We start from the raw sequence: 21,208 nt of genomic DNA, 5'->3' as shown, positions 1-21,208 counted from the left end.
AATATGCGGTTAAAAACCAAGGGCCAGGAAACATGACATTTTATCTTGCTTCTTGGCCCTAGGTGCAAAAGGTTCTATTTCTTTAGAATAAAAGTAACACGAGAAAAACCTTAACTCTTCACGAATTCCTCAAAACTCATTGGCGCAATGGGCGTCTTACTTTTAAATTTTTTCTTCAGTTTTGCAAAATCCTCCTTTGCCTTGGTGAATTGGTCGGTCAACAACTCTAAGTTATTTAAATCGGTGCTAGAGGGGACATCGTAGTTTCCGTTAACTTTGGAATTTAAGGTCAAAATTTTCTCTTTCAACTCCGGTTCTGCAGCTCCGGTATAGGCATCACCCGTGGTAATGACCAACGTTTTTTTGAAGTCGTTCAACTTCGCTTCCATTTTTGTGTTCCCTTCATTCTCCGCACTGGTGATCATTTCATCCAATTCGTATACCAAATAGGCCAACTCTTCGGTAATGGCATTTATTTTTTTGATGGTATTGTACCTGAAGGCGTGCTCTTCCGCCGACAAGGGCGAATTTTTGTCATGTACAACCTCGAACGTTTGCTCGTAGGTTTCTTTCCCCTTTTTGATAACGACCTTGTAAGTCCCTTCAAGGACCAATGGTGCTGAGGCGATATAGCGTAGGGCAATATCGGTTTTGGCCGTTTTGGGGGCGCTTCCCCTTAAATTCCAACGTACTATATTGATGCCTTTCGATTTTCCCGGCCCAAGTTCTTGGATAAGGTTGCCCTCCATATCCTGAACTTCCATACTCATTTTTCCGAACGTATGTCGCTTTTTAAGATGGTAAACGAATTGGGCCATTTTCGATTTGGGATTGCCAACGAATTCCGTTTCTGTCCCAAACCGTGCACTAAAGCTATCTGTCTCATCGATGACCACAGGAGCCATATCAAAAAAATGAAGGTCTTTCGACAGTACGTTATCATTGATTTCCCTTAAGGGCGAAATATCGTCAATGATAATGACACCCCGGCCGTGCGTACCCATGACCAGATCATTGGTCTGTTTCTGCAAATCGATGAAATGAACAGCGACCGAGGGCATATTATTGGTGAATTGTTTCCACTTTTTACCCCCGTCTAAGGTGATATACAACCCGAATTCCGTTCCTAAAAACAATAAATCGGGATTTACGTAATCTTCTTGAATGTTCCGCGCGAAACCAACAACATCGTCAGTGATAATATTAGTCCAGGTTTTTCCGAAATCATTGGTTTTGTAGGCGTAGGGCTTCATGTCGCCTGCTGCATGTCGATCGAACACCGCGTAGGCTGTACCCTTATCGAAAGTACTTGCTTCAATATGGTAGCACCAGGTATTGGCGGGCAAACCTTCAATATTCGATACGGTATTCGTCCATGTTTTACCACCGTCTTGGGTAACCTGTACATTACCATCGTCGGTGCCTGCCCAAATCACATTCTCATCCAAGGGAGACTCTGCAATGGTGAAAATGGTGGAATAATTTTCGGCTCCAGAATTATCAACCGATAACCCCCCTGAATCCTTACCGTATTTGGTATCATCATCGGTAGTAAGGTCGGGAGATATGATTTCCCAGGTATCGCCCATGTCTTCGGAGCGATGAATAAATTGGCTAGCAATATAGAAGCGATCAGGATTTGCGTCGCTTACCGCTATGGGAGTGTTCCAATTAAAGCGCAGCTTTGCCGTTTTCTCTGTTTGCAGGGGTTGGATGGTCTTGATCAAATTTTTATCAAGATCATAGCGCCAAACGATTTCACCGTTATAAACCTCCGAGTATACGATATTCTTAGTGGGATGCTTCAATACCCGAAACCCGTCGCCGCCACCTACATTTTTCCAGTCAGCAGCTGAAACGCCATTTCGAGAAGTCGACGGTCCGTACCAAGAACCGTTATCCTGTAAGCCACCATAAACATTATAGGGCTCTGCATCGTCCGTACTAATATGATAGAATTGGGAGAGCGGCAAATCCTGCACTATTTCTGTGGTTGAACCACCGTCCCAAGAGCGATACACCCCGCCATCCGTACCGAAATACATGATATCGGAATCGTTGATACTGAAGGCAATGTCATGGATATCGCTATGCATATACCCAAGGTTTTTAAAGGTTTTCCCCCCATCCCTAGATATGGAACCATTCAAACCACCCTTAACCACAATATTTTCATCATTGGGATCCACTACAATCCGTGAAAAATAAAAAGGGCGCACCGTTATACCGAAATCGTTGTTCAGTTGTTTCCAGGTTTCCCCAGCGTCGTCGCTGCGATAGAGCCCCTTTCGTTCTTTTTGTTCGGCTTCGATAGCGGTGTATAACACATTGGGATTGCTCGGCGCTACGGCGATAGCCAATCTTCCGAGTTTTCCTTCCGGAAATCCGTTGTGTATTTTGTTCCATGTAGCGCCTGCATCGGTCGACTTGTAGAGCGCACTGTTGGGGCCACCGGAATTAAATGACCAAGCGGTTCTTCTAAACTCCCACATGGCTGCGTAAAGGATATTGGGATTAGTAGGGTCGATCGCTAGGTCGGCACAACCCGTACCTTCATTGATGTATAATAATTTATTCCAGGTTTCCCCGCCGTCGTTGGATTTGTATACCCCTCTTTCTTCGCTATCTCCCCAAAGTGCACCAAGTACACCCACGTAAATTTCCTTCGAATTTTTTGGGTTGACGATAATGTTGCCAATGCGTTCGGATTTTTCAAGACCTATGTTTTTCCAATTGGCACCGCCATCGGTAGACTTGTACAAACCATCACCTATTGAAACACTGTTTCTGGTCCATGTTTCGCCCGTTCCCACATAAATAGTATTATCGGGGTCGTTGGGGTCAATGCTTACAGCGCCTATCGATTGGCAATGTTCATCGAAAATTGGACTAAAGGTTCGCGCTCCGTCCGATGACTTCCAAACCCCACCACCAGCGGTACCTGTATAAATGATGCGACTATTCGTAGGATGCAACTCCATATCGTTGATACGTCCGCTCATTACTGCGGGACCTATATGTCTTGCGGCCATATCACCAAAAAGTTCTTTTCCACTATCTACGGCCGATTGTGCGCCTACCTCCAATGAGGTAAGTAAAGTCAATGCTAGTGCACCCAGTACGATTTTTCTCATGTTCTTAGGGTTAATTAAAAAAGGCCCTTTTCGTAAAAAGGGCCTTTGAAGTAAATTAGTTGTTAATTTTTATCCTCTGTAGCGGCAGCTTCTGGAAAAGCAAATAGGCTATCGTCAACCGTGGGATTGAGCTCTATTTCTTCGATCATCAAAGGGGCGGTCTGTGGTTGTCCTTCTACACCGATATTCCAAGAATACGGAAAATAAAGACCTTCGACTTCCTGATAATCACTGAAGGAGATTTTTTGGACCATTCCTTTCGCAGGACCATTTTTTACTTCCTCGCTTATCCCGATGGGAACAAAATTTTCGGTATCGAAGAAATAAAAGGTAACATCCTGAACTTCTTTGCCATCTACCGTATGTGGTTCTTTGGTCAATTTTATTTTAAAAGTTTCGGTACCATCAAAACTTTCCTTACCTACCAGTTCGGCAACATATCCCTTATCCTTATAATCGATAAAGTCATTCGGGTAGTCATTAAGATCAAGTTTAAAGTTTGCCGTAGTTTCCGCATCCTTCTTTTCGGGCTGCATGGTCATTTGGTTGCTTCCCCAGAGGGTTTCACCGTCAAACGTTTCATCTTTTAGGGTCATGCCCTGTACGGTGATTATGGTCGTGGTTCTGCCATCGCCCATACGATAGATTTCCAAAGGAAGTTCCATACCCATTTGATTCAATTTTGCAGTCATTTTCATTCCTTCGAGGGCCTTCCATTTTTCTACCCCACCAATGTTCTCTAAATAAGAACTGATAATTTCATCGGCGGTTTGTGCCTGAGCTGGCGCAAGTATCGCAAAAGCAAATAAGGCTATAAAAATTTTTACTGTTTTCATTTTCCTGTGTTTAGAATTACGTTGCATAGGTATTAAATATTTTGGGATTGTTACAGTTTTTCCTGTTTTTTTTAAGGAAAAACACCTTTCGGCTGACACGAGCTATCAAAAACACCAACGCAATAGTGGGAAATCACTACTTTTAACTTTGTAAAATTTAGATATCTATGAAATTTGGAAGTACCGACCAACCTGAACTAATTGACTTTACCTTACCCCAGGACCATCCGGATACGGCTGTTGTCTTGGCAAATTTTAAAAAAGAAGAAAATCCTAGGGTATACGTCGGTTGCGCCAAATGGAATCGGAAAGACCTGAAGAATTTTTACCCTCGCGGCACCAAGGATGAACTTGTGTATTATTCCTCCCAATTCAATAGCATTGAGCTCAATGCCACTTTCTATCGCATTTTTCCTGGAGAGCAGTACGAGAAATGGTACGATAAAACGCCCGCCGATTTCAAATTTTTCCCCAAGGTGGCCAATGACATAAGCCATTTACGACGGTTGAACGATGCTATTTACCCTATAGTCGACCGTTATCTCGAGGTCACATCGAACCTTAAGGAGAAACTGGGCACCATTTTCTTGCAAATGCATAACAACTTCGGTCCTAAAAATTGGGATAGGGTAGTACGCTTTGTAGAATACTGGCCAAAGGAATTCCCATTATCCATGGAGTTTCGCCATACGGACTGGTTTAACGACGAGAAAGTGGCGCAAGAGCTTTATCACCTGCTTCAGGAGAACCATATTTCGAATACGTTGGTAGATACTGCGGGAAGAAGGGATATCATGCACATGCGATTGACTAACAACGAAGCTTTTATACGTTATGTAGGTGCCAATCATGAGACCGATTATGCCCGCTTGGATGATTGGGTCGAGAAATTATCCGATTGGCGGGATAAGGGTCTTACCCATATTCATTTTTTCGTACATCAAAATATGGAATTGGCCTCTCCCTTATTATCGGCTTACTTTATTCGGAAGCTGAATGCGAAACTAGGTACGGACCTGAAAATACCGAATACGCTAAATAATTCGGGACCCGAATTGTTCTAGGCTATTTCGCAAAATAACTTCAACCATTTTTTTTCATATCGACGGCAACTGCCTGAACCTCATCTAAAACCCGCAATAAGTTTTCGCCCCACAATTTGGCTATTTCATCTTCGGTGTAGCCCCTTTTGACCAGCTCCAAGGTAACATTGAAGGTTTCCGATGCGTCACTCCACCCCTCGATGCCACCGCCACCATCAAAATCCGAACTGATGCCCACATGATCGATTCCGATTAAATCGACCATATAATCAATGTGATTAACGAAATCACCCACATCTACAGCAGGTGGGGCGTCTTGCATTGCTGCGGCCATTTCATCCCCCAGCTTCAGTAATTTTGGGCGTATGGCCCTAATCGCTTCTTTCTCTTCATCGGAAAGTGTATTGAATTCCTCACGTTCGTACCATTGAACGCCTAAAGAGTCCGCCGCCTTCTTATAAACGTCCTTCATAAATGCAGCTCGCGCCTCGTGTTTTTCTGAATTCAAATATGAGCTGAAGGCGACCGTTTGGACAACACCACCATTTTCTTTCATCAGCCTTAATTGATCATCGTCTAAATTTCTACTGTGATCGCACAAAGCGCGTGCCGAGGAATGGGAGGCGATTAGTGGAGCTTTAGACAGCTGTATCATTTGCTCCATAGCTTCCTTCGATGGATGCGAAACATCTATCATCATTCCCAATCTATTCATTTCAACTACAGCCTTTTTACCGAGGTCACTTAAACCATTATGTAACCATATACTATCTTGCTCACCGGTGTTGGAATCTGAGAATTGACTATGCCCGTTGTGCGATAACGAAATGTATCGGGCCCCGAGGTTTTGGTATTTTTCAAATTCGGAAAGGTCTTCGCCAATAGGGTAGGCATTTTCTACCCCGATCATAGCAACCTTTTTTCCCGAGGCATCGATTCTGCGCACATCATCGGCCGTAAGTGCTAGTTCTATTTTATCATTTGCCAACTCATTGCATAGCTTATGGATGGCCTCGAATTTGGCCATGGCATTTTCTTTTGCTCTGGCATACCCTGCCGTTGTGAGGGTGTCTTGTCCCGTATAAACGATGAGCCAGGATACGTCTAGGCCACCCTCTTCCATTTTGGGAAGGTTCACTTGTGTTTCCAGCCGTTGGGTGTAGTTTTTTTCATCGGTAAAATTATTTACATCGATGTCATTGTGCGTATCGATGGTGATGACCTTTTCATGGATTTTCATAGCCCGTTCTTCTAGGCTTAGTTCGGTTTTTTTCTCCGTTTCTCCGCAAGAAAGCAGTACCGAAAAGCAACAAAATAGTAAGCAATATCTCATAACGTAGGAATTTATACCTACAAATAAAGCACTTTGACAACAGAAATCAGGGGTTCGGTAACATTTAATTGCCCATCCTGTGTAATATATAGAGTTTTACCATGAACGAATTTTAGAATGCACAATTATCCCTATCAAAAAAGTAGGAATTTTTTTAACATTTTAAAATTTGATCGATAATTGAACCCAAATCAATCCCCCAAATTGAGACCTAAAGAACTACTTTCTAAGATTACACACGTAGCGTCGTTGTTAAACGAATTTTCGGTTGCTGAATCCGATTCCGATGAAGCTGATGCGCTAAGCCGAGCCTTTGAAAACTTCACTGAACAATTAGAGGCCATAATTGCCGCAGAATCGATTGTGGCAAACAGTTCCACAGAAACCCTCAATGCCGAAAAGGAAGAAGTGTATTCCCGTAGCATGGAAGGTCTATCGGTTGCCGACATAAGGGAAAAGTTGAGCACTCACTTAAAAAAAGTCTTGAATTTTACAGACCCCATAAATGCAGATGAACCCGATACGCCGCGGTTGCAGCGGGCTCAGATGTTAAAATCCGAATCAAATTCTTTGATTGAATTTATCGATGAATTAACGGAATACTCAAAGCTGGTGTTAGGGCAGGAGAAATTTGCCAACATTGATTTCAACTTTCACAGGTTGATGGGTGACGTGGTTTTCCTCTCAAAGACCCTGATCGTTCAAAAGAACGTGTCATTGGAGTTTGTTATGGATTCGGCCGTTCCCGAAGTATTGGTCGGAGACCCTGCCAAACTGAGTCAGGTCTTATTGAAACTTTTGAGCTGGACGATGAAATGCGTTGATGAGGGGGCAATTCATTTTGAAGTACGTTTGAAAAAGAAAACCAAGGATAAATTATTTCTCGAGTTTACGATTTCCGACAATGGTATCGGTGTGGAGGCGAAGGCGGTTCCGTTTCTTTTCGATGCATTCCCGCCTGCTGGTACCAGCAAGTCAGATGCTTTAAAAGGCTCGGGATTGGGGTTGGCCATCGTCAAACAAATCGTAACGCATCTTGATGGTGCTGTTTCTGCAGGTGTGGGTACCACATTCAAGTGTTGCTTGCCTTATACGGCGGGTGATAAGGGAAAACTACGAAAAAATGATACTGCCAGGGAATATTTACTGGAAGCCGCCAAGCTTATTAAAGGTACCCGCATATTGGTTTTTGAGGATAATCCCATAAATCAGCGTTTTATAAGGCAACGACTAAAGAAATGGGATTGCCCCGTATTCGTTACGGATGACGGGATTTACGGCCTCAATCTCTTGGAAGAACAGAAAATCGACATGATTCTTATGGATTTGAATATGCCGGTCATGAGCGGACTTGAAATTACGGAACGGATTCGAAGCCACGCATCGCCATCGATAAGACAATTACCGATTATCGCTTTGACGGCGGATTTTACCATACAGGATAAGAAAAAATCAGAAGCACATGGCATCAACGATTATCTGTTGAAGCCCTATAGTCCCGACGGGCTTTTATTGAAATTACTTGCCAATAAGAATAAGACGGAACTAAAATCAAAGTTGAGCGAGCCTATTGCTGCTACCTACGCCGCAAAAATCAAGAAACCAAAAGTATTCAACCTTGACCCGATTTTCAAGGATTGTATGGGCCAGATGGATCTCGTTATCGAATTGGTCAGGCTCTATAGGCAAAATGCTCTGGAATTTATTGGTGAAACGAAATTTCAATTGCTACAGAAAGACTTTCAACCCTTGGAGTTCTCACTTCATAAAATGAAATCGGGACTGGCGATGATGCGTACCAATGACTTGCTCGACATTGTTGAGCAAATGCAAAAGTGCTGCAAATCGGATAGGGATTTGAAACATCTGAATTTTTTATACGGATGTTTTGTGACCCAGTACCCCATTACGCAATCGAAAATCGATTCGGAAGTGAAGAGGCTTCAAAAGAAACAATAAAAGACGAAATGATGACCAAAACAAGATTACTGTTGGCCGAGGATGATCAATTACTGGCCGCCCTATTGAGTTTTAGGCTCAAAAAGGCTGGTTACGAGGTCATACAGTGTGTTGATGGAAAGGAAATGAAAGAACAGCTGAGCCTGAAGCTCCCAGACGTAATCGTTAGCGACATTATGATGCCCTATTTTTCAGGTATTGAATTGGTCGACTACGTTCGAAAAGAGCTGGCATCCGATATTCCTATCATAATAATCTCCTCTGCGGGCAATGAAGCGAATGTGCTGAGCGCCTTTGAATTGGGGGCGAACGATTTTTTGTCAAAACCGGTAAGTCCATCAGAGCTTTTGGTGCGTTTGCAACGTGAAATGAGTAAACGATAAGTTGAGGCCGATTACTACCACATATCAGGCGATTTCGCTTTTGCAAGCCCCGAAAATAGATACGGCGGTGCTTTGGAACCTCTCTATTTTGTTGGGGTCTATTGCATTGGTCTATTTTACAGCTATTTTCTTCTTCAGGAATAAAATTACGGGAAAGGCGCGCAAGGTATCTGCATTGAAAGTAGAATTGTCGCCCATGATCAGTGAGTTTATCTTCTATGACGAAGATTCTTCAAAGGAAGAAAAAAGTACTTACATCAACCTAAAAGTACAGATTAGGGATATGATTCGGGACGATTTTACGCGAAAAGTCGTTTCCGAAATATTGCTCGATTTAAGAAAGGATGTTTCGGGTAGCGCCCAAGAACGTCTTTTCGAGCTTTTTCAAGACTTGGACCTTCATAAAGAGTCTTATCGCAAACTCAAGAGCTGGCGGTGGGAGCATATCTCGAGCGGTATTGAAGAACTTACCCGAATGGAGGTTAGCGAATCCTACGAATTCATCACCAAGTTCATTAATGACAAACGCAGTACCATACGCAAACAGGCAGAAATTGGTGTGGTAAGTCTGAATACAGAAGGAATCGATTACTTTCTCGATACTACGACACATCGCATATCGGAATGGCAGCAACTAAAGCTTCTGGAGGTATTGAGTAATAAAACACAATTCGAGCCTCCTAGTTTTATGGCATGGTTGACATCAACGAATAAGTATGTGGTGCTTTTTGCGTTGCGCTTGATTAAGTACTACGACCAGAATGATGCCAAGATATCGATAGTAGAACTGGTAAAACATCGCGATAATCAGATTAAGCAGGAGGCCATCGATTGCATTAAGGCATTTTACATTGTTGAGGCCCTACCCACTTTTAAAAAGGTGTTCTGGAGTTGCTCCACCAATATTAAGATTTCCATCTTGGGTGCCATAGGTGAATTGGGCGCACCTAAGGATGTTCCCTTTTTAAATAGTATCGGTAATAAAGAGCGCAGTTATTCCGTAACGAGTAAGGCCTTGAGTGCCATAAACGCAATTAGCCCGGAAACCATTCTACCCACAAAGGGCATTGCGGATATCGATTACACGGAGATTCCGGAAGATTTGGTAGTTGAGGATTCTTCCACATCATTATCCGACCCACAGGAAAAGGTGGCCAACGAACCGGTCGAAACTGAAATGCCGTCTGCTGAAGCTATAACCGATAGTACGAAAATTCTTGCTTCGGACGCTATGGCAAGTGATGTATCGGAAAACAAAGAAGAAGAGGAAATGAGTGCACTGCTCTTAAACGATTTGGAGAAGGAAGCGCTTTTGGCAAATGAAAATAGCTTGTCAGGACAGGAGATGATCGCTCAGATCAATGATGTGATTCCGTCCGTAGAAAATAACGATATGGTTCAGGATGAAATCGACTCAAATCCAGCATTGGATAATAGCGCTTTGGATATAAGGGATATCGAGGTAGTTTTTTCCATGGAATTACCACCACGTCCCGATGAAAGCACCGTCAAAGACCAAAATGATAAAAACGAAAATATGGAGACACTCTTGAACGATATCGACGTGACTTTTGAGGAGGTTTTATGGAAATACATTCCCAAAGAGGCTACTACGAAATCTCTTGACATTAATAATATGCTTGTCGTATCGACCGATTTGGATTTTCTTCCTATCGTAATCGATGAAGAGGTACAGGCCGAGACGCCAACCTTTGATTTGAATAATATCGAGGTCGCCTATCAAATGGTTTCTAAGAGGGAAAGTCTCAAGGAAGACCAAGAAAAAGAAGATGTGATACCTGAGTTGATAATCGACCCTACGGAAATAGAGTTCGTTCCGGTCAACGAAGTAAACCATCCGGAAAGGGCAGCAGAAGATATCGAGGTGATTTTCGAAGAAATCATGGGTACAGAAGAAGCTGAGATGCCAAACGCTGATATTGACGTCCATTTTGATGTCGAGATAGAATTCAAGAGCAATCAACCGCCATTGCACATACAAAAAATGGAAGCTTCAAAGGTATTCGAAATCGAAGTTGAAGCCATTGAAGTAGCGACCTTATCCCGCCCTCTGGATGAGTTGGATGTAATTTGCGAAATCGTTCAGAACGGTCAGGAAAATGAAGAAGAAGACCTGCCATTATGGTTATTGAATGAAATTGCCAAAGAACGTACGGCAGTAGAAAATTACGATATGATAGAAATGGAAGGCCCGGAATGGGAGAACAGGGAGCAGCAGATGATGGATAAGATCAAATCGTATTTTAATCACCTCCCGGAATCGGAAGATGTGCACTGCGAAATTGTCGAAACCGTCCAATTGTTGGATGACATCTCGCTATTCGGTGATGAAAGGGAGATTCCATTTTTGCAAGAGCTGTTGAAAAAGGAAGATAAGACTGCCAGCAAAGCGAGAATAGAGGCTTTGATGAAACGTTTTATGGGCTCCGACGTCTATGGTGCCGTAAATGTCGACACGAAGCCCTACAGTGTTTTTGAGGAACTTTTTAGGAATTGCGATACCGAATCTAAATTAATATTACTTGACGAAATTGTTTCTATCGGTGATGAAAAGGAGATCTACTTTCTGGAACAATTGGTGGATGATTCCAACAAAAAAATCCAGAAAAAAGCCCAGGAGGCTTTACAACAATTAAAGGAAAGGTACAGCAAGGTCGAATCTGCGAACGAAAAAAACGAGGAAGCTGAATACGAACGGCTGCTGGATACTATGGCACTTATGCCTCCAAGAGATTCCGATATGTTCGAAATCGATTTTGAACTAACGCCCGAAGAAAATCCAATTCCTGACCGGACTACCCAAGAGACGAATTGGTTCACTGCCCTAATAAATAAATTCATAAAAAACCAACCTGATAGCTAGTGGATAGCGGAACACTCCATATCGTAACAGAGTACATCAACGTGGTTTTCTTTACGTTCACGGTGGTGTTGTTTACACTTTTCAGTTTTATGGCCTATCTGGCCACGCGCAACTCCATACATTACAAAAATAAAAACAGTTTTGGTGACCTTTCGAAAGTCATGGCCTCGCCGATGGCACCCAGCATTACGATAATTGCGCCTGCTTATAATGAGGGTATGACAATTGTCGAGAATATCCGCTCCTTGATGTCTTTGCACTACGTGAACTATGAAGTAATGGTGGTCAATGACGGCAGTAAAGACGACACCCTACAAAAAATGATGGAGGCCTATGATCTGGAATTGATCGAACGGGAAATCGACCCTAATTGGAAATCCAAACCGATACGCGGCATATACAAATCGAAGCACAAGGCGTTTGCGAAACTTACGGTAATCGATAAGGAGAATGGAGGGAAATCCGATGCGCTGAATACAGGCATGGCCTTATCGAGCAATAAATATGTTGGCTGTATCGATGTGGATTGTCTTTTGTTGCCCGATGCCCTCTTACACGTAGTTAAAGCGTTCTACCAACGTTCGGAGAAAAAGGTAATCGCCGTGGGCGGAGTCATAAGGGTCGCGAATTCGTGTATCATTCAAGGTGGACAATTGGAAGAAATACGCCTTCCCAAAAGTTGGTTGGCACGCTTTCAATTGCTGGAATATACCCGGTCATTTATTCTTGGTAGAATGGCATGGGGGAGAATCGACAGTTTACTCATTATCTCTGGGGCTTTCGGTTTTTTCGATAGGGAAATCGCGCTTGCAGTGGGAAGCTATGATACGAATACCGTCGGCGAGGATATGGAGATCGTATTTAAAATGCGCCGCTATATGCACGACGAAAAAATCCCGTACACGGTGGAATACATCCCGGATTCCCTTTGCTGGACAGAAGTTCCGGAAGATCTTAAAATATTGGTGAACCAAAGAGATCGATGGGCGAGGGGTAATCTGGAAACCTTGTACAAGCACCGGGATATGTTTTTCAACCCAAAATATGGCCGTTTGGGAATGCTCAGTTATCCCTATTGGTTCTTCTACGAATGGATGGCGCCGCTTTTGGAATTTTTCGGGGTCTTCACCATTTTTATTTTTTACTATATCGGAATACTGAATTTCCCATTTTTCGTTGCCATTACGGCCTTTATCTACATGTATTCGATCATGTTTTCCTTTTATGCCATTTTATGGGACGTCTATTCCTACAACGAATACAGGAATACCAAGGATATTCTCACCTTGATGCTTTGTGCGATTATCGAACCGATTGCATTTCACCCCATCGTGGTTTGGGCCGCGGTAAGGGGCAATTATAAAAAACTGTTCAAAATTAAATCAGGCTGGGGATCCCAAGTTCGAAAAGGCTTTGCCAAAGCAACCTAAGATGCAGCAACAAGACAACATAGCGATCAACAACGAGAGACGTAGCTTAAAGGACTTCGTTCCTTTGGTATTGGCGTTTTTTGCCTGTTTGATACTTTTAAGCGTCTATCAGAACCTGCGCCTATACATAGATGGCGTGTTGGACGGTTTTTTAAATAAAAGTCTGCTTTTATTGATTCTGCATAACTTAGGGTTTGCTGCATTGATAGGACTGCTGCTTGCTTTCGTTTTCAATATTGGGGAAGGACGGAAACCTGCTCTTGGGGAAAAAATCGTTAAAATCGTATTGTTCGTTCTCTTGCTCATCGAGGGCCTTTTGATTGAATATTATGTGCGTCAATACGAGATTCTAGAGAACAGCGTCCTTAAATTGGCTATAGGGCCCGAGGATTTCATGGCGGTATTGTCGGTAGTTTCAATCGGCTTTGTAGTGTACTTTGCCTTTTATTATCTACATCGGCGTATGGCCAAGGTCTATCAAATGGTGAGTAGAATGTACCCTTTTACCATAATACTCTTCAGTTTATTTCTTGCGACCCTGAATTCCGATAAGAAACCGATCAATGAGAACAAAACGCAGCATTTGCTCGTCAGTATGGTAGAAAACGCCCTTGATTTTAATACCTACGAGGGTGTGGCCGAGTTTCCGCTCGTACAAAACTACAAGAGGAAAGATGTCCTGGGCGATCACTTTACGCTGCAACAGGAAAAACCGAATATCGTGGTATTGGTTATAGAAGGCTTGGGTAGCGATTTTGTCGGTACAAAAGCGACCTATCCCGGATTTACACCGTATTTGGACGAATTAGCGAAGAAGTCGCTTTCCTGGGATAATTTTTTAAGTAATTCCGGGGTCGGTTTTTCGGCTTTGACCAGTGTGGTAGGCGGGTTGCCTTTCGGGGAAACAGGTTTTACCAATACCGAGACCTTCGTCCATAGGCAGACACTGTTCAGTATGTTGAAAAAGAACGGCTATCAAACCGGCTTTTTTTATGGGGGCAATTCTGCCTTAAACCATCTCGATAAATTTGTAGAAGAAGAACAGGTCGATATTGTCTTAGACAAAAAAGGTTTTGGTGGCGACTATACCCTGCAAGAAGAGGATGCCGCCGGTATTACCTTAGGCTATCCCGACAAAGACCTATTTCAGAAATGGGCGGCAGGCAAAATAGCAAGCGATACGCCGACCTTCGAGCTATTTTATACGTTGAGCACGAAAAACCCGTATGCGGTTCCCGGAGGTCAAGCGCTGGAAAATCGGGTTGTCGAAACCCTTAGAGCTTCAAAACTTAACGATCGTCAGAAACGATTGGTAACTAAAAATAGTGAAGTGTTCGCCAGTCTGTTGTATATGGACGAGGCCATAAGCGATTTTATGACTTCCTACCAAAAACGGCCAGAGTATGGGAACACCATATTTGTCATCACCGGAAGTCACAATCTTACCGATTTACCACATTATAACGAATTGGGTAGGTATAGGGTACCCTTATTGGTTTTCAGTCCCATGTTAAACCGGGGGGAGCATATAAAAACATTGTCTTCCCATGCCGACATTGCCCCAAGTTTGATGTATATGCTCGATTCGGCTTACGAAATGGAAGTGCCTGAGCAGGTGGCATGGTTGGGAGATGTACTGGTTTCGAATACCATTTTTGATGAAAGAAAGGCTATTCCACTTTTTAAGGATACCGAACGTATCACGGATTATATCAAGGGAAAACATTTTATTTCAAACGGAGACGTTTACGAAATGGATAAAAATCTAAAATTATCGGATGTAGATGATGACGTAGAAACAGACGTCCTGAAAAAGGGTTTTCAGGAGTTTAGAGCCATCAATTCGTATGTTGTCGCCCACGATAAACTAATTCCAAAGCAAAATTCATTGGTGGCCATGAATGCTCCTGAGTTTTCAAAGACCGATTTGATTTGGATCGAGAGTGCCTTCAACGGAAAGGATTTTGACAACGCCTACCAAACGGCAAAAAACTTGGCATTTGACGAAGAATGGGACAGGGCATTATTAATGTGTAATTATATCCTGACCAAAATACCCGGTCATGCCGATACAGAGATACTGATGGGAAGAATATACGCCTGGAAGACCGATTACGAAAAAGCCGAAGCACTGCTTAAAAAAGCGATTCGAAAATATCCGGTGTACGATGATGCCTATGCGGCGCTATTCGATGTGTACTACTGGAATGACACTCCAAAGAAAGCGGAACATTTGACGGTGCTAGTACATAAGAATAACCTACAATCGGTTGTCCTGGATCAAAAAATAGCACGGGCCGTGGCGCATAAAAACAATATCAAAGAAGACCGGGTGGTCGAACAAATACAATAATGCAGATCATCAAAGCAAGTACAACGCTAGTACTATTGCTGTTCGGAATTCTCGGTTCCGCTCAGGAAATGGCTTATGCCGGTAATCCCGATGCATCGTTCTTTACCGCAAGAAATCTGGCTTTTAATGGGCAGCGAAATGCGGCTCGGGATACCTTACGAAATGTATTGACGAAGTATCCGGATTATATGGATGTGCGTAATTTATTGGCGAGCACCTATAGTTGGGACGGGGAATACGAAAAGGCGAGAGGACATTTCAATAAGGTGACGTCAGTAGACAGGAAAAATAAAGAGGCATGGGTGGCCGCGATCAATAATGAGCTTTACGGTGAGGAATATCGGCTTGCACTAGGCTTGGCGAACAAGGCATTGATTTACCTGCCGAATGATAGCGATTTACTTGCCCTTAAGGCAAAGGCCATCGAAAATGTTAATAAAGAGAAGACCGAAGGGGATACCGACAGTCTAAAGGATTCCCTTGAAACCAAAGTGTTGTACAATCAAATAGGCTTGGCGAACAGCTTCGAAATTTTTGATGTGGTCTATGACCCGATGATCAACACCAGTGTCGAATACAAACGAGATACCAAGGCAGGTGCCTTGATTCCGAGGATAAACTATGCCAATCGGTTCAATACGCACGGCGTACAGTTTGAAATGGACTTTTACCCTAAATTTTCAAAATTGTTGTATGGCTATTTGAACTATGGTTATTCGGAGGCTACTATTTTTCCCGATCATCGGGTGGGAGTGGAGCTGTATTCGAACTGGCCCGAGAATATGGAGTTATCCGCAGGGATGCGCTACCTCGATTTTGCAGATGCCCAAGCCACTATTTACACGGGCTCTATTGGGCTGTATCAAGGCAATTACTATTTTTCCCTTAGACCCTATATTACACCTTCTGCTCGGAAGACAGGCGTATCTGGTACTTTATTGGCAAGACGATATCTGAAAGATGGCTATAACTATCTAGGGGCAAGTTTAGGCGTTGGCTTCGCACCGGAGTTGAAGCAACTTCGAAGTGGTGACGAGCTCTTGGCGGAAACCTTGCTTTTTATCGCTTCCCAACAATTACAGCTCGAATACCAATTCACGGGAAAAAAGAACCCCAACATCTACAGAACCAATCTCGGCATTACAAGACAAGAGTTGGTTTTTGAGAGCGGAAGCTATTTTTGGTCGGTATCGGCGGGTCTTACCTACCAAGTAAAGTTCTGATTACACTGGTTCATATAGCTTTCGATTCATCTATTCTATCTGAAAATAGAAGGTTAATTTCATGTTAAATGTGCAGTTCATCGGTTACACAACATAAATTTATCGATTCACCACATTTTATTGGTCACCCTCCATCTTATCGATAAGTTTATATCATAATACTAAAGGATATCATCCCAAACAAAATTGAACGAACCAGTAACCCGAATCATTAACCTTAACCTAATCCCAAAATGTTATACGATACCTACGGGGAGGAATATTTAGACTTCCTCCAAGACCTCAACGAAATTTTAAGCATAAACGAATTGGCAGAACTGGACTACATGTAGTAGTTCTATGATTGCCCACCATTTCTTAATACCTACTCCTATGGCACATCAAAACCCAGACAATGCAGCGTACATGAACTTCATCGAAAGTTTAAACGAAATCCTTAGCGATTCTGAAATCAATAGATTGAATTATTCTTAGGCTGCAAAACGTATTACCCCGACAAAAAAAAGCCATCCGCTACAGTGGATGGCTTTTTTATGTATTGAACTTATTTAGAAATTACTATCCAAGATAGGTTTTCAACATTTTACTTCTAGAATTATGGCGCAGCTTACGAATTGCTTTCTCCCGTATTTGGCGCACGCGCTCCCTTGTCAAATCGAAAGTGAGTCCGATTTCGGCCAAAGTCATGGACTGTTGATCGCCAATGCCATAATATAGTTTAACCACGTCGGCCTCGCGAGGAGATAAAGTCTCCAAGGCTCTATTGATTTCCGTGTTCAGGGACTGTTGCATGAGCGTATTGTCCGGTCTCGGCGACTCTCCAGAACGCAGTACATCGTATAAATTTGAATCTTCGCCCTCGCGAAGCGGTGCATCCATAGATACGTGTCGGCCCGAGTTTTTAAGTGATTGGCGTACCTCGTTCACGGTCATCTCCAATTCTTTGGCGATTTCCTCGGCAGATGGCGGACGCTCATGAGCCTGCTCTAAATATGAAAAAGTCTTTTTGATTTTATTGATCGAGCCAATTTTGTTCAAAGGCAAACGCACAACGCGCGATTGCTCGGCCAAGGCCTGAAGAATCGATTGGCGAATCCACCATACGGCATAGGAAATAAATTTGAATCCACGGGTCTCGTCAAAACGCTTTGCGGCCTTTACAAGTCCAACGTTTCCTTCGTTTATTAAATCGGGAAGTGTTAATCCCTGGTTTTGATATTGTTTGGCCACCGATACTACGAAACGTAAATTGGCAGTAGTTAATTTTTCAAGGGCCGCTTGATCCCCATCCCTTATTTTTTGTGCTAACTCGACTTCTTCACTAGCCGTTATCAAGTCAATTTTACTGATATCTTGCAAATACTTGTCCAGTGATTTCGATTCCCTGTTCGTTACCTGCTTGATAATCTTTAGTTGCCTCATATATGATAATTTGATTTTGAACAATGGTTAAGCTTACATTATACATTTTTAAATGCTCTTATCCAAAGGAATTAAGGTATTATTATACATACTTTATGAGTCCTTAGGGAATAATGCTTGAGATAGTGAATTTATTAGGACAATTCAATTTTCTAGTAGTATTTTTATGCCTGAAAATGTCGGTTTACGAGCGTATAGCTCTTAGTTTTAAGCTCGATTTTCTGTCAGTATGGGAAGTATTAGAACAAAAATAATTGCTATTAACACATTTTATGCATAAAACGGAGGTTGCTATTATAGGCGCCGGACTAAGTGGTCTGGTGGCCGCAATTTGTCTTGAAAAAGCAGGATGCACTCCTGTAGTGTACGAAGCCGGAAATGAAGTAGGAGGAAGGGTACGAACAGACGAGGTAGATGGGATACCATTAGACCATGGTTTTCAAGTGTTGTTGACCGATTATCCTCTGACCCGAAAGTATTTGGACTATGAAAAATTGGAATTAAGGCGTTTTTTACCGGGCGCGATATTGTTTCAAAATGGTAAAAAAGGGGCCATTGGCGACCCATTGCGAAATACTTCTTTCCTCTTACCTACGCTTTTTTCAAACGCGGCGGGCTTGATGGATAAATGGCGCATATTCCGTTTATCATCGGACCTAAAGAAAAAGGAACTACGGACCATATTCTCGGGTGTTGAAGAAACTACCTTACAGTATTTAGAAAAATATGGTTTTTCCGACCGTGTGATCGCCCGTTTTTTCAAGCCTTTCTTTTCTGGGATATTTTTGGAGGACGAACTGTCGACCTCATCAAAAATGTTTCGTTTTGTTTATAAAATGTTCGCTTCTGGAGACGCCGCCATTCCTAAAAAAGGGATGCAGGAAATTCCAAAACAATTATTTGGCAGCTTACAGCACACTAAATTTCATTTCAACACCAGAATCCATAGAATTGATGGAAAGACCTTGTACTTAGATGAAGATAAATCCGTGGCATATGATTATGTAATTATCGCCACGGACCCTACACCTTTATTACAGGAATTAAAACCTTCTCCGGTGCGTTGGCATAGTACCCAGACGCTCTACTTCAAATGTGCGAAATCAACTATTGGAAAACCCATTATCGGTTTGGTAGGGGGTGGTGAGACTTTAGTGAACAACATTCATTATGTAACAGATTTGCTTTCCGCGAAGCATCCGGAAGCGGTGCTTTCAGTCACCATTGTGAAGTCGCATACCTTAACCGATGCAGCACTTGAAAAGCAAGTTAGAAAAGAACTTTTGGAAGAGTGTGGGATAGATGGCCTGACCTTTCTAAGGAGTTATAAAATAGCAAAGGCCCTGCCGAATCTGCAATCACCGACCTATGACAGTCGCATTATCAAGTATTCTGATTCCATTTTTTTGGCGGGAGATCATTTGGCGAATGGGAGTATCAATGCCGCAATGCGCTCCGGTGAACTTGCAGCACAAACACTGCTTGAAGAAGTCAAGACAACGAGATGAGCAAAAGACAATTGAAAAAGTACCTTACGGATTTAAAAAAACCGGCCTTGGAAGAACAGCTCATCGACCTGTACGAGCGTTTTCCGTTGGTAAAGGAATACTATGATTTTGTTTTCAACCCCAAAGAAGAGAAGCTGTTGCAGGAAGCGAAAGCGAAGATTTCTAACGAATATTTCCCTTTACGTAGAAAACGCCCCAAAGCAAGGCGTTCCGTCGCCCAGAAGTTTATCAAGCATTTTACCAAATTAGGGGTAGAACCGTACCTGATCGCCGATGTCATGCTCTTTAATATCGAAATTGCCCAAACCTATTCCCAAAATCGAAACCTACCGGAGAGTTTTTTTAAAAGTATGCTGAATTCGTTTACCCAAGCAGTGCATTATGTTGCCATAAACGGACTCTTAAGCAATTACAAGGAACGAATCGTTAAAGTATATAACTGGACACAGGAAAAGCGTTGGCCTTTTGAAGAAGGGTTTTCCAGGGCGTTGGATGCGATTGACTGACGCCAAGGATTACTGATACAACGAACAAGCTGGCCCCTGACAATGTAATAAATGACGGCAATTCGTTGCCGTATTCCTCCTTTGTAGTCTTTGGGAGTGATTTAATGTTTTTTAGGCCTGTGTTTGAATTTTCGAAAATAAATTTTACTACCTATGAGTATAGTCATTGTAAGACAGGATGGAAAAACCAAACTCTGGAAAAAAGCTTTGAAACAAGCCGACCCTCAAATAACGGTTTACGGATATGATGAAGAACATTCCAAGGATAAAGTTACAATGGCCCTTGTTTGGAAGCACCCTAAAGGCAGTTTGTCCGAGTATCCCAACCTAAAGTTGATTGCCTCCGCAGGCGCAGGTGTTGATTTTATTTTTGAGGACCAAACGGCCCCGGTACATCTTCCCATTTCGCGGGTAATCGATCCAATGTTGGCCAGTGACATGTCCGAACACGTACTTGCACTTATTTTCGCGTACCTTAAAAATCTCAACCAATATAAATTAGACCAAGAACGAACAACTTGGGAACCAAGACCGTACAACAGAATAGTTGATTTTACGATCGGTATTCTTGGTTTGGGAACTTTGGGCGCGGTGCTGGCGGAAGATTTGGTGCGTTTTGGGTTTCGTGTGCAAGGCTGGTCTCGAACCGAGAAAAATATCGATGGCGTGCAATCCTATGCAGGCGACGAGGCTCTTGATGCTTTTCTTTCAACGACCGACATCCTTGTCTGCCTGCTGCCCCTAACCGAGAATACGGCGGGTATTCTGGATGCTTCCTTGTTCGCAAAACTGCCCAAAGGGGCGTATCTCATTAATGTGGCCCGAGGTGGCCATTTGGTCGATGGGGATTTGCTGGCCATGCTCGACAACAATCATTTGTCAGGTGCTGCCTTAGATGTCTTTCATACCGAACCTTTGGTTAAAACGCATCCCTTTTGGCAACATCACAAAGTGCATATGAGTCCGCATTGCGCCAGCGTTTCCGATACCGAGTCCGTAGTCCCCCAGATTTTGGATAATTACAACAGACTCTGCGAGGACAGACCGCTACTGAACCTCGTTTCGAAAGATAAGGGCTATTGATAATCAATGCACTAGGGATTACTGTCGTTATTTCCTGCTTTAAGATTTTTTCTAAGTAGAAATTTCTAGTAGTTTTGCAAGATTCGGGTTGGTCTAAAACAACTCGTCCTT

14 protein-coding genes are annotated in these 21,208 nt (G+C 42.8%); 10 read left to right on the top strand and 4 right to left on the bottom strand.

What is annotated here, in order from left to right; genetic code table 11:
* Window positions 1-110: 110 nt before the first annotated feature.
* Window positions 111-3,134 (bottom strand): WD40/YVTN/BNR-like repeat-containing protein, encoded by a 3,024-nt coding sequence (locus tag FGM00_RS08180; RefSeq protein ID WP_138852428.1) that lies wholly within the window; start codon window positions 3,132-3,134, stop codon window positions 111-113.
* A 62-nt stretch (window positions 3,135-3,196) separates the two neighbouring features.
* Window positions 3,197-3,970 (bottom strand): LolA-like protein, encoded by a 774-nt coding sequence (locus FGM00_RS08175; RefSeq protein ID WP_138852427.1) that lies wholly within the window; start codon window positions 3,968-3,970, stop codon window positions 3,197-3,199.
* Between the two features lie 167 nt (window positions 3,971-4,137).
* Between FGM00_RS08175 and FGM00_RS08170 the strand changes: the two genes are divergently transcribed.
* Window positions 4,138-5,034: a DUF72 domain-containing protein gene (locus FGM00_RS08170; RefSeq protein ID WP_138852426.1), complete on the top strand. Its 897-nt coding sequence runs from the start codon at window positions 4,138-4,140 to the stop codon at window positions 5,032-5,034.
* Window positions 5,035-5,053: 19 nt separating this feature from the next.
* On the opposite strand, the gene FGM00_RS08165 is transcribed toward FGM00_RS08170, so the two are convergent.
* Window positions 5,054-6,346: a dipeptidase gene (locus FGM00_RS08165; protein ID WP_138852425.1), complete on the bottom strand. Its 1,293-nt coding sequence runs from the start codon at window positions 6,344-6,346 to the stop codon at window positions 5,054-5,056.
* 204 nt (window positions 6,347-6,550) lie between these two features.
* Between FGM00_RS08165 and FGM00_RS08160 the strand changes: the two genes are divergently transcribed.
* Genes FGM00_RS08160 through FGM00_RS08135 form a run of 6 tightly spaced genes read left to right on the top strand, consistent with a single transcriptional unit; the run spans window position 6,551 to window position 16,578 of the window.
* Window positions 6,551-8,305, top strand: a complete 1,755-nt coding sequence (locus FGM00_RS08160; protein WP_138852424.1) for an ATP-binding response regulator — start codon at window positions 6,551-6,553, stop codon at window positions 8,303-8,305.
* Between the two features lie 8 nt (window positions 8,306-8,313).
* On the top strand, window positions 8,314-8,688 hold the full coding sequence (locus tag FGM00_RS08155; protein WP_236262973.1) for a response regulator transcription factor: 375 nt from the start codon (window positions 8,314-8,316) through the stop codon (window positions 8,686-8,688).
* Window position 8,689: 1 nt separating this feature from the next.
* Entirely contained in the window at window positions 8,690-11,572 is a 2,883-nt protein-coding gene (locus FGM00_RS08150) for a HEAT repeat domain-containing protein (protein ID WP_138852423.1), read from the top strand.
* On the top strand, window positions 11,572-13,002 hold the full coding sequence (locus FGM00_RS08145) for a glycosyltransferase family 2 protein (RefSeq protein WP_138852422.1): 1,431 nt from the start codon (window positions 11,572-11,574) through the stop codon (window positions 13,000-13,002). Before FGM00_RS08150 ends, FGM00_RS08145 begins: the two co-directional genes overlap by 1 nt.
* Window position 13,003: 1 nt before the next feature.
* Window positions 13,004-15,355: a sulfatase-like hydrolase/transferase gene (locus FGM00_RS08140; RefSeq protein ID WP_138852421.1), complete on the top strand. Its 2,352-nt coding sequence runs from the start codon at window positions 13,004-13,006 to the stop codon at window positions 15,353-15,355.
* Window positions 15,355-16,578, top strand: coding sequence for a YaiO family outer membrane beta-barrel protein (locus FGM00_RS08135; protein ID WP_138852420.1), 1,224 nt, complete (start codon window positions 15,355-15,357; stop codon window positions 16,576-16,578). The genes FGM00_RS08140 and FGM00_RS08135 overlap by 1 nt, the downstream gene beginning before the upstream one ends.
* Before the next feature lie 558 nt (window positions 16,579-17,136).
* Here the strand turns inward: FGM00_RS08135 and FGM00_RS08130 are convergent.
* A complete protein-coding gene (locus FGM00_RS08130; protein WP_138852419.1) occupies window positions 17,137-18,000 on the bottom strand; it encodes a sigma-70 family RNA polymerase sigma factor in 864 nt (287 codons plus the stop codon).
* 272 nt (window positions 18,001-18,272) lie between these two features.
* On the opposite strand from FGM00_RS08130, the gene FGM00_RS08125 reads away from it, so the two are divergent.
* The 3 genes from FGM00_RS08125 to FGM00_RS08115 all read left to right on the top strand — a co-directional run bounded on the left by FGM00_RS08125 (window position 18,273) and on the right by FGM00_RS08115 (window position 21,097).
* Window positions 18,273-19,508: an NAD(P)/FAD-dependent oxidoreductase gene (locus tag FGM00_RS08125; protein WP_138852418.1), complete on the top strand. Its 1,236-nt coding sequence runs from the start codon at window positions 18,273-18,275 to the stop codon at window positions 19,506-19,508.
* Window positions 19,505-20,014, top strand: coding sequence for a DUF6155 family protein (locus FGM00_RS08120; protein WP_138852417.1), 510 nt, complete (start codon window positions 19,505-19,507; stop codon window positions 20,012-20,014). The genes FGM00_RS08125 and FGM00_RS08120 overlap by 4 nt, the downstream gene beginning before the upstream one ends.
* Before the next feature lie 153 nt (window positions 20,015-20,167).
* On the top strand, window positions 20,168-21,097 hold the full coding sequence (locus FGM00_RS08115) for a 2-hydroxyacid dehydrogenase (protein ID WP_138852416.1): 930 nt from the start codon (window positions 20,168-20,170) through the stop codon (window positions 21,095-21,097).
* Window positions 21,098-21,208 lie beyond the last annotated feature (111 nt).

This window comes from Aggregatimonas sangjinii, from assembly GCF_005943945.1.
In the GTDB taxonomy this organism is placed as follows: Bacteria; Bacteroidota; Bacteroidia; order Flavobacteriales; family Flavobacteriaceae; genus Pelagihabitans; species Pelagihabitans sangjinii.
The sequence above is the reverse complement of the archived record's forward strand: the minus strand, read 5'-3'. Positions and strand labels throughout refer to the sequence as shown.

What these genes read in the sequence shown, in the direction of transcription:
- FGM00_RS08180 (WP_138852428.1), bottom strand. Translation starts at nt 3,134, where the DNA reads ATGAGAAAAATCGTACTGGGTGCACTAGCATTGACTTTACTTACCTCA.
- FGM00_RS08175 (WP_138852427.1), bottom strand. Translation starts at nt 3,970, where the DNA reads ATGAAAACAGTAAAAATTTTTATAGCCTTATTTGCTTTTGCGATACTT.
- FGM00_RS08170 (WP_138852426.1), top strand. Translation starts at nt 4,138, where the DNA reads ATGAAATTTGGAAGTACCGACCAACCTGAACTAATTGACTTTACCTTA.
- FGM00_RS08165 (WP_138852425.1), bottom strand. Translation starts at nt 6,346, where the DNA reads ATGAGATATTGCTTACTATTTTGTTGCTTTTCGGTACTGCTTTCTTGC.
- FGM00_RS08155 (WP_236262973.1), top strand. Translation starts at nt 8,314, where the DNA reads ATGATGACCAAAACAAGATTACTGTTGGCCGAGGATGATCAATTACTG.
- FGM00_RS08140 (WP_138852421.1), top strand. Translation starts at nt 13,004, where the DNA reads ATGCAGCAACAAGACAACATAGCGATCAACAACGAGAGACGTAGCTTA.
- FGM00_RS08135 (WP_138852420.1), top strand. Translation starts at nt 15,355, where the DNA reads ATGCAGATCATCAAAGCAAGTACAACGCTAGTACTATTGCTGTTCGGA.
- FGM00_RS08130 (WP_138852419.1), bottom strand. Translation starts at nt 18,000, where the DNA reads ATGAGGCAACTAAAGATTATCAAGCAGGTAACGAACAGGGAATCGAAA.
- FGM00_RS08125 (WP_138852418.1), top strand. Translation starts at nt 18,273, where the DNA reads ATGCATAAAACGGAGGTTGCTATTATAGGCGCCGGACTAAGTGGTCTG.
- FGM00_RS08120 (WP_138852417.1), top strand. Translation starts at nt 19,505, where the DNA reads ATGAGCAAAAGACAATTGAAAAAGTACCTTACGGATTTAAAAAAACCG.
- FGM00_RS08115 (WP_138852416.1), top strand. Translation starts at nt 20,168, where the DNA reads ATGAGTATAGTCATTGTAAGACAGGATGGAAAAACCAAACTCTGGAAA.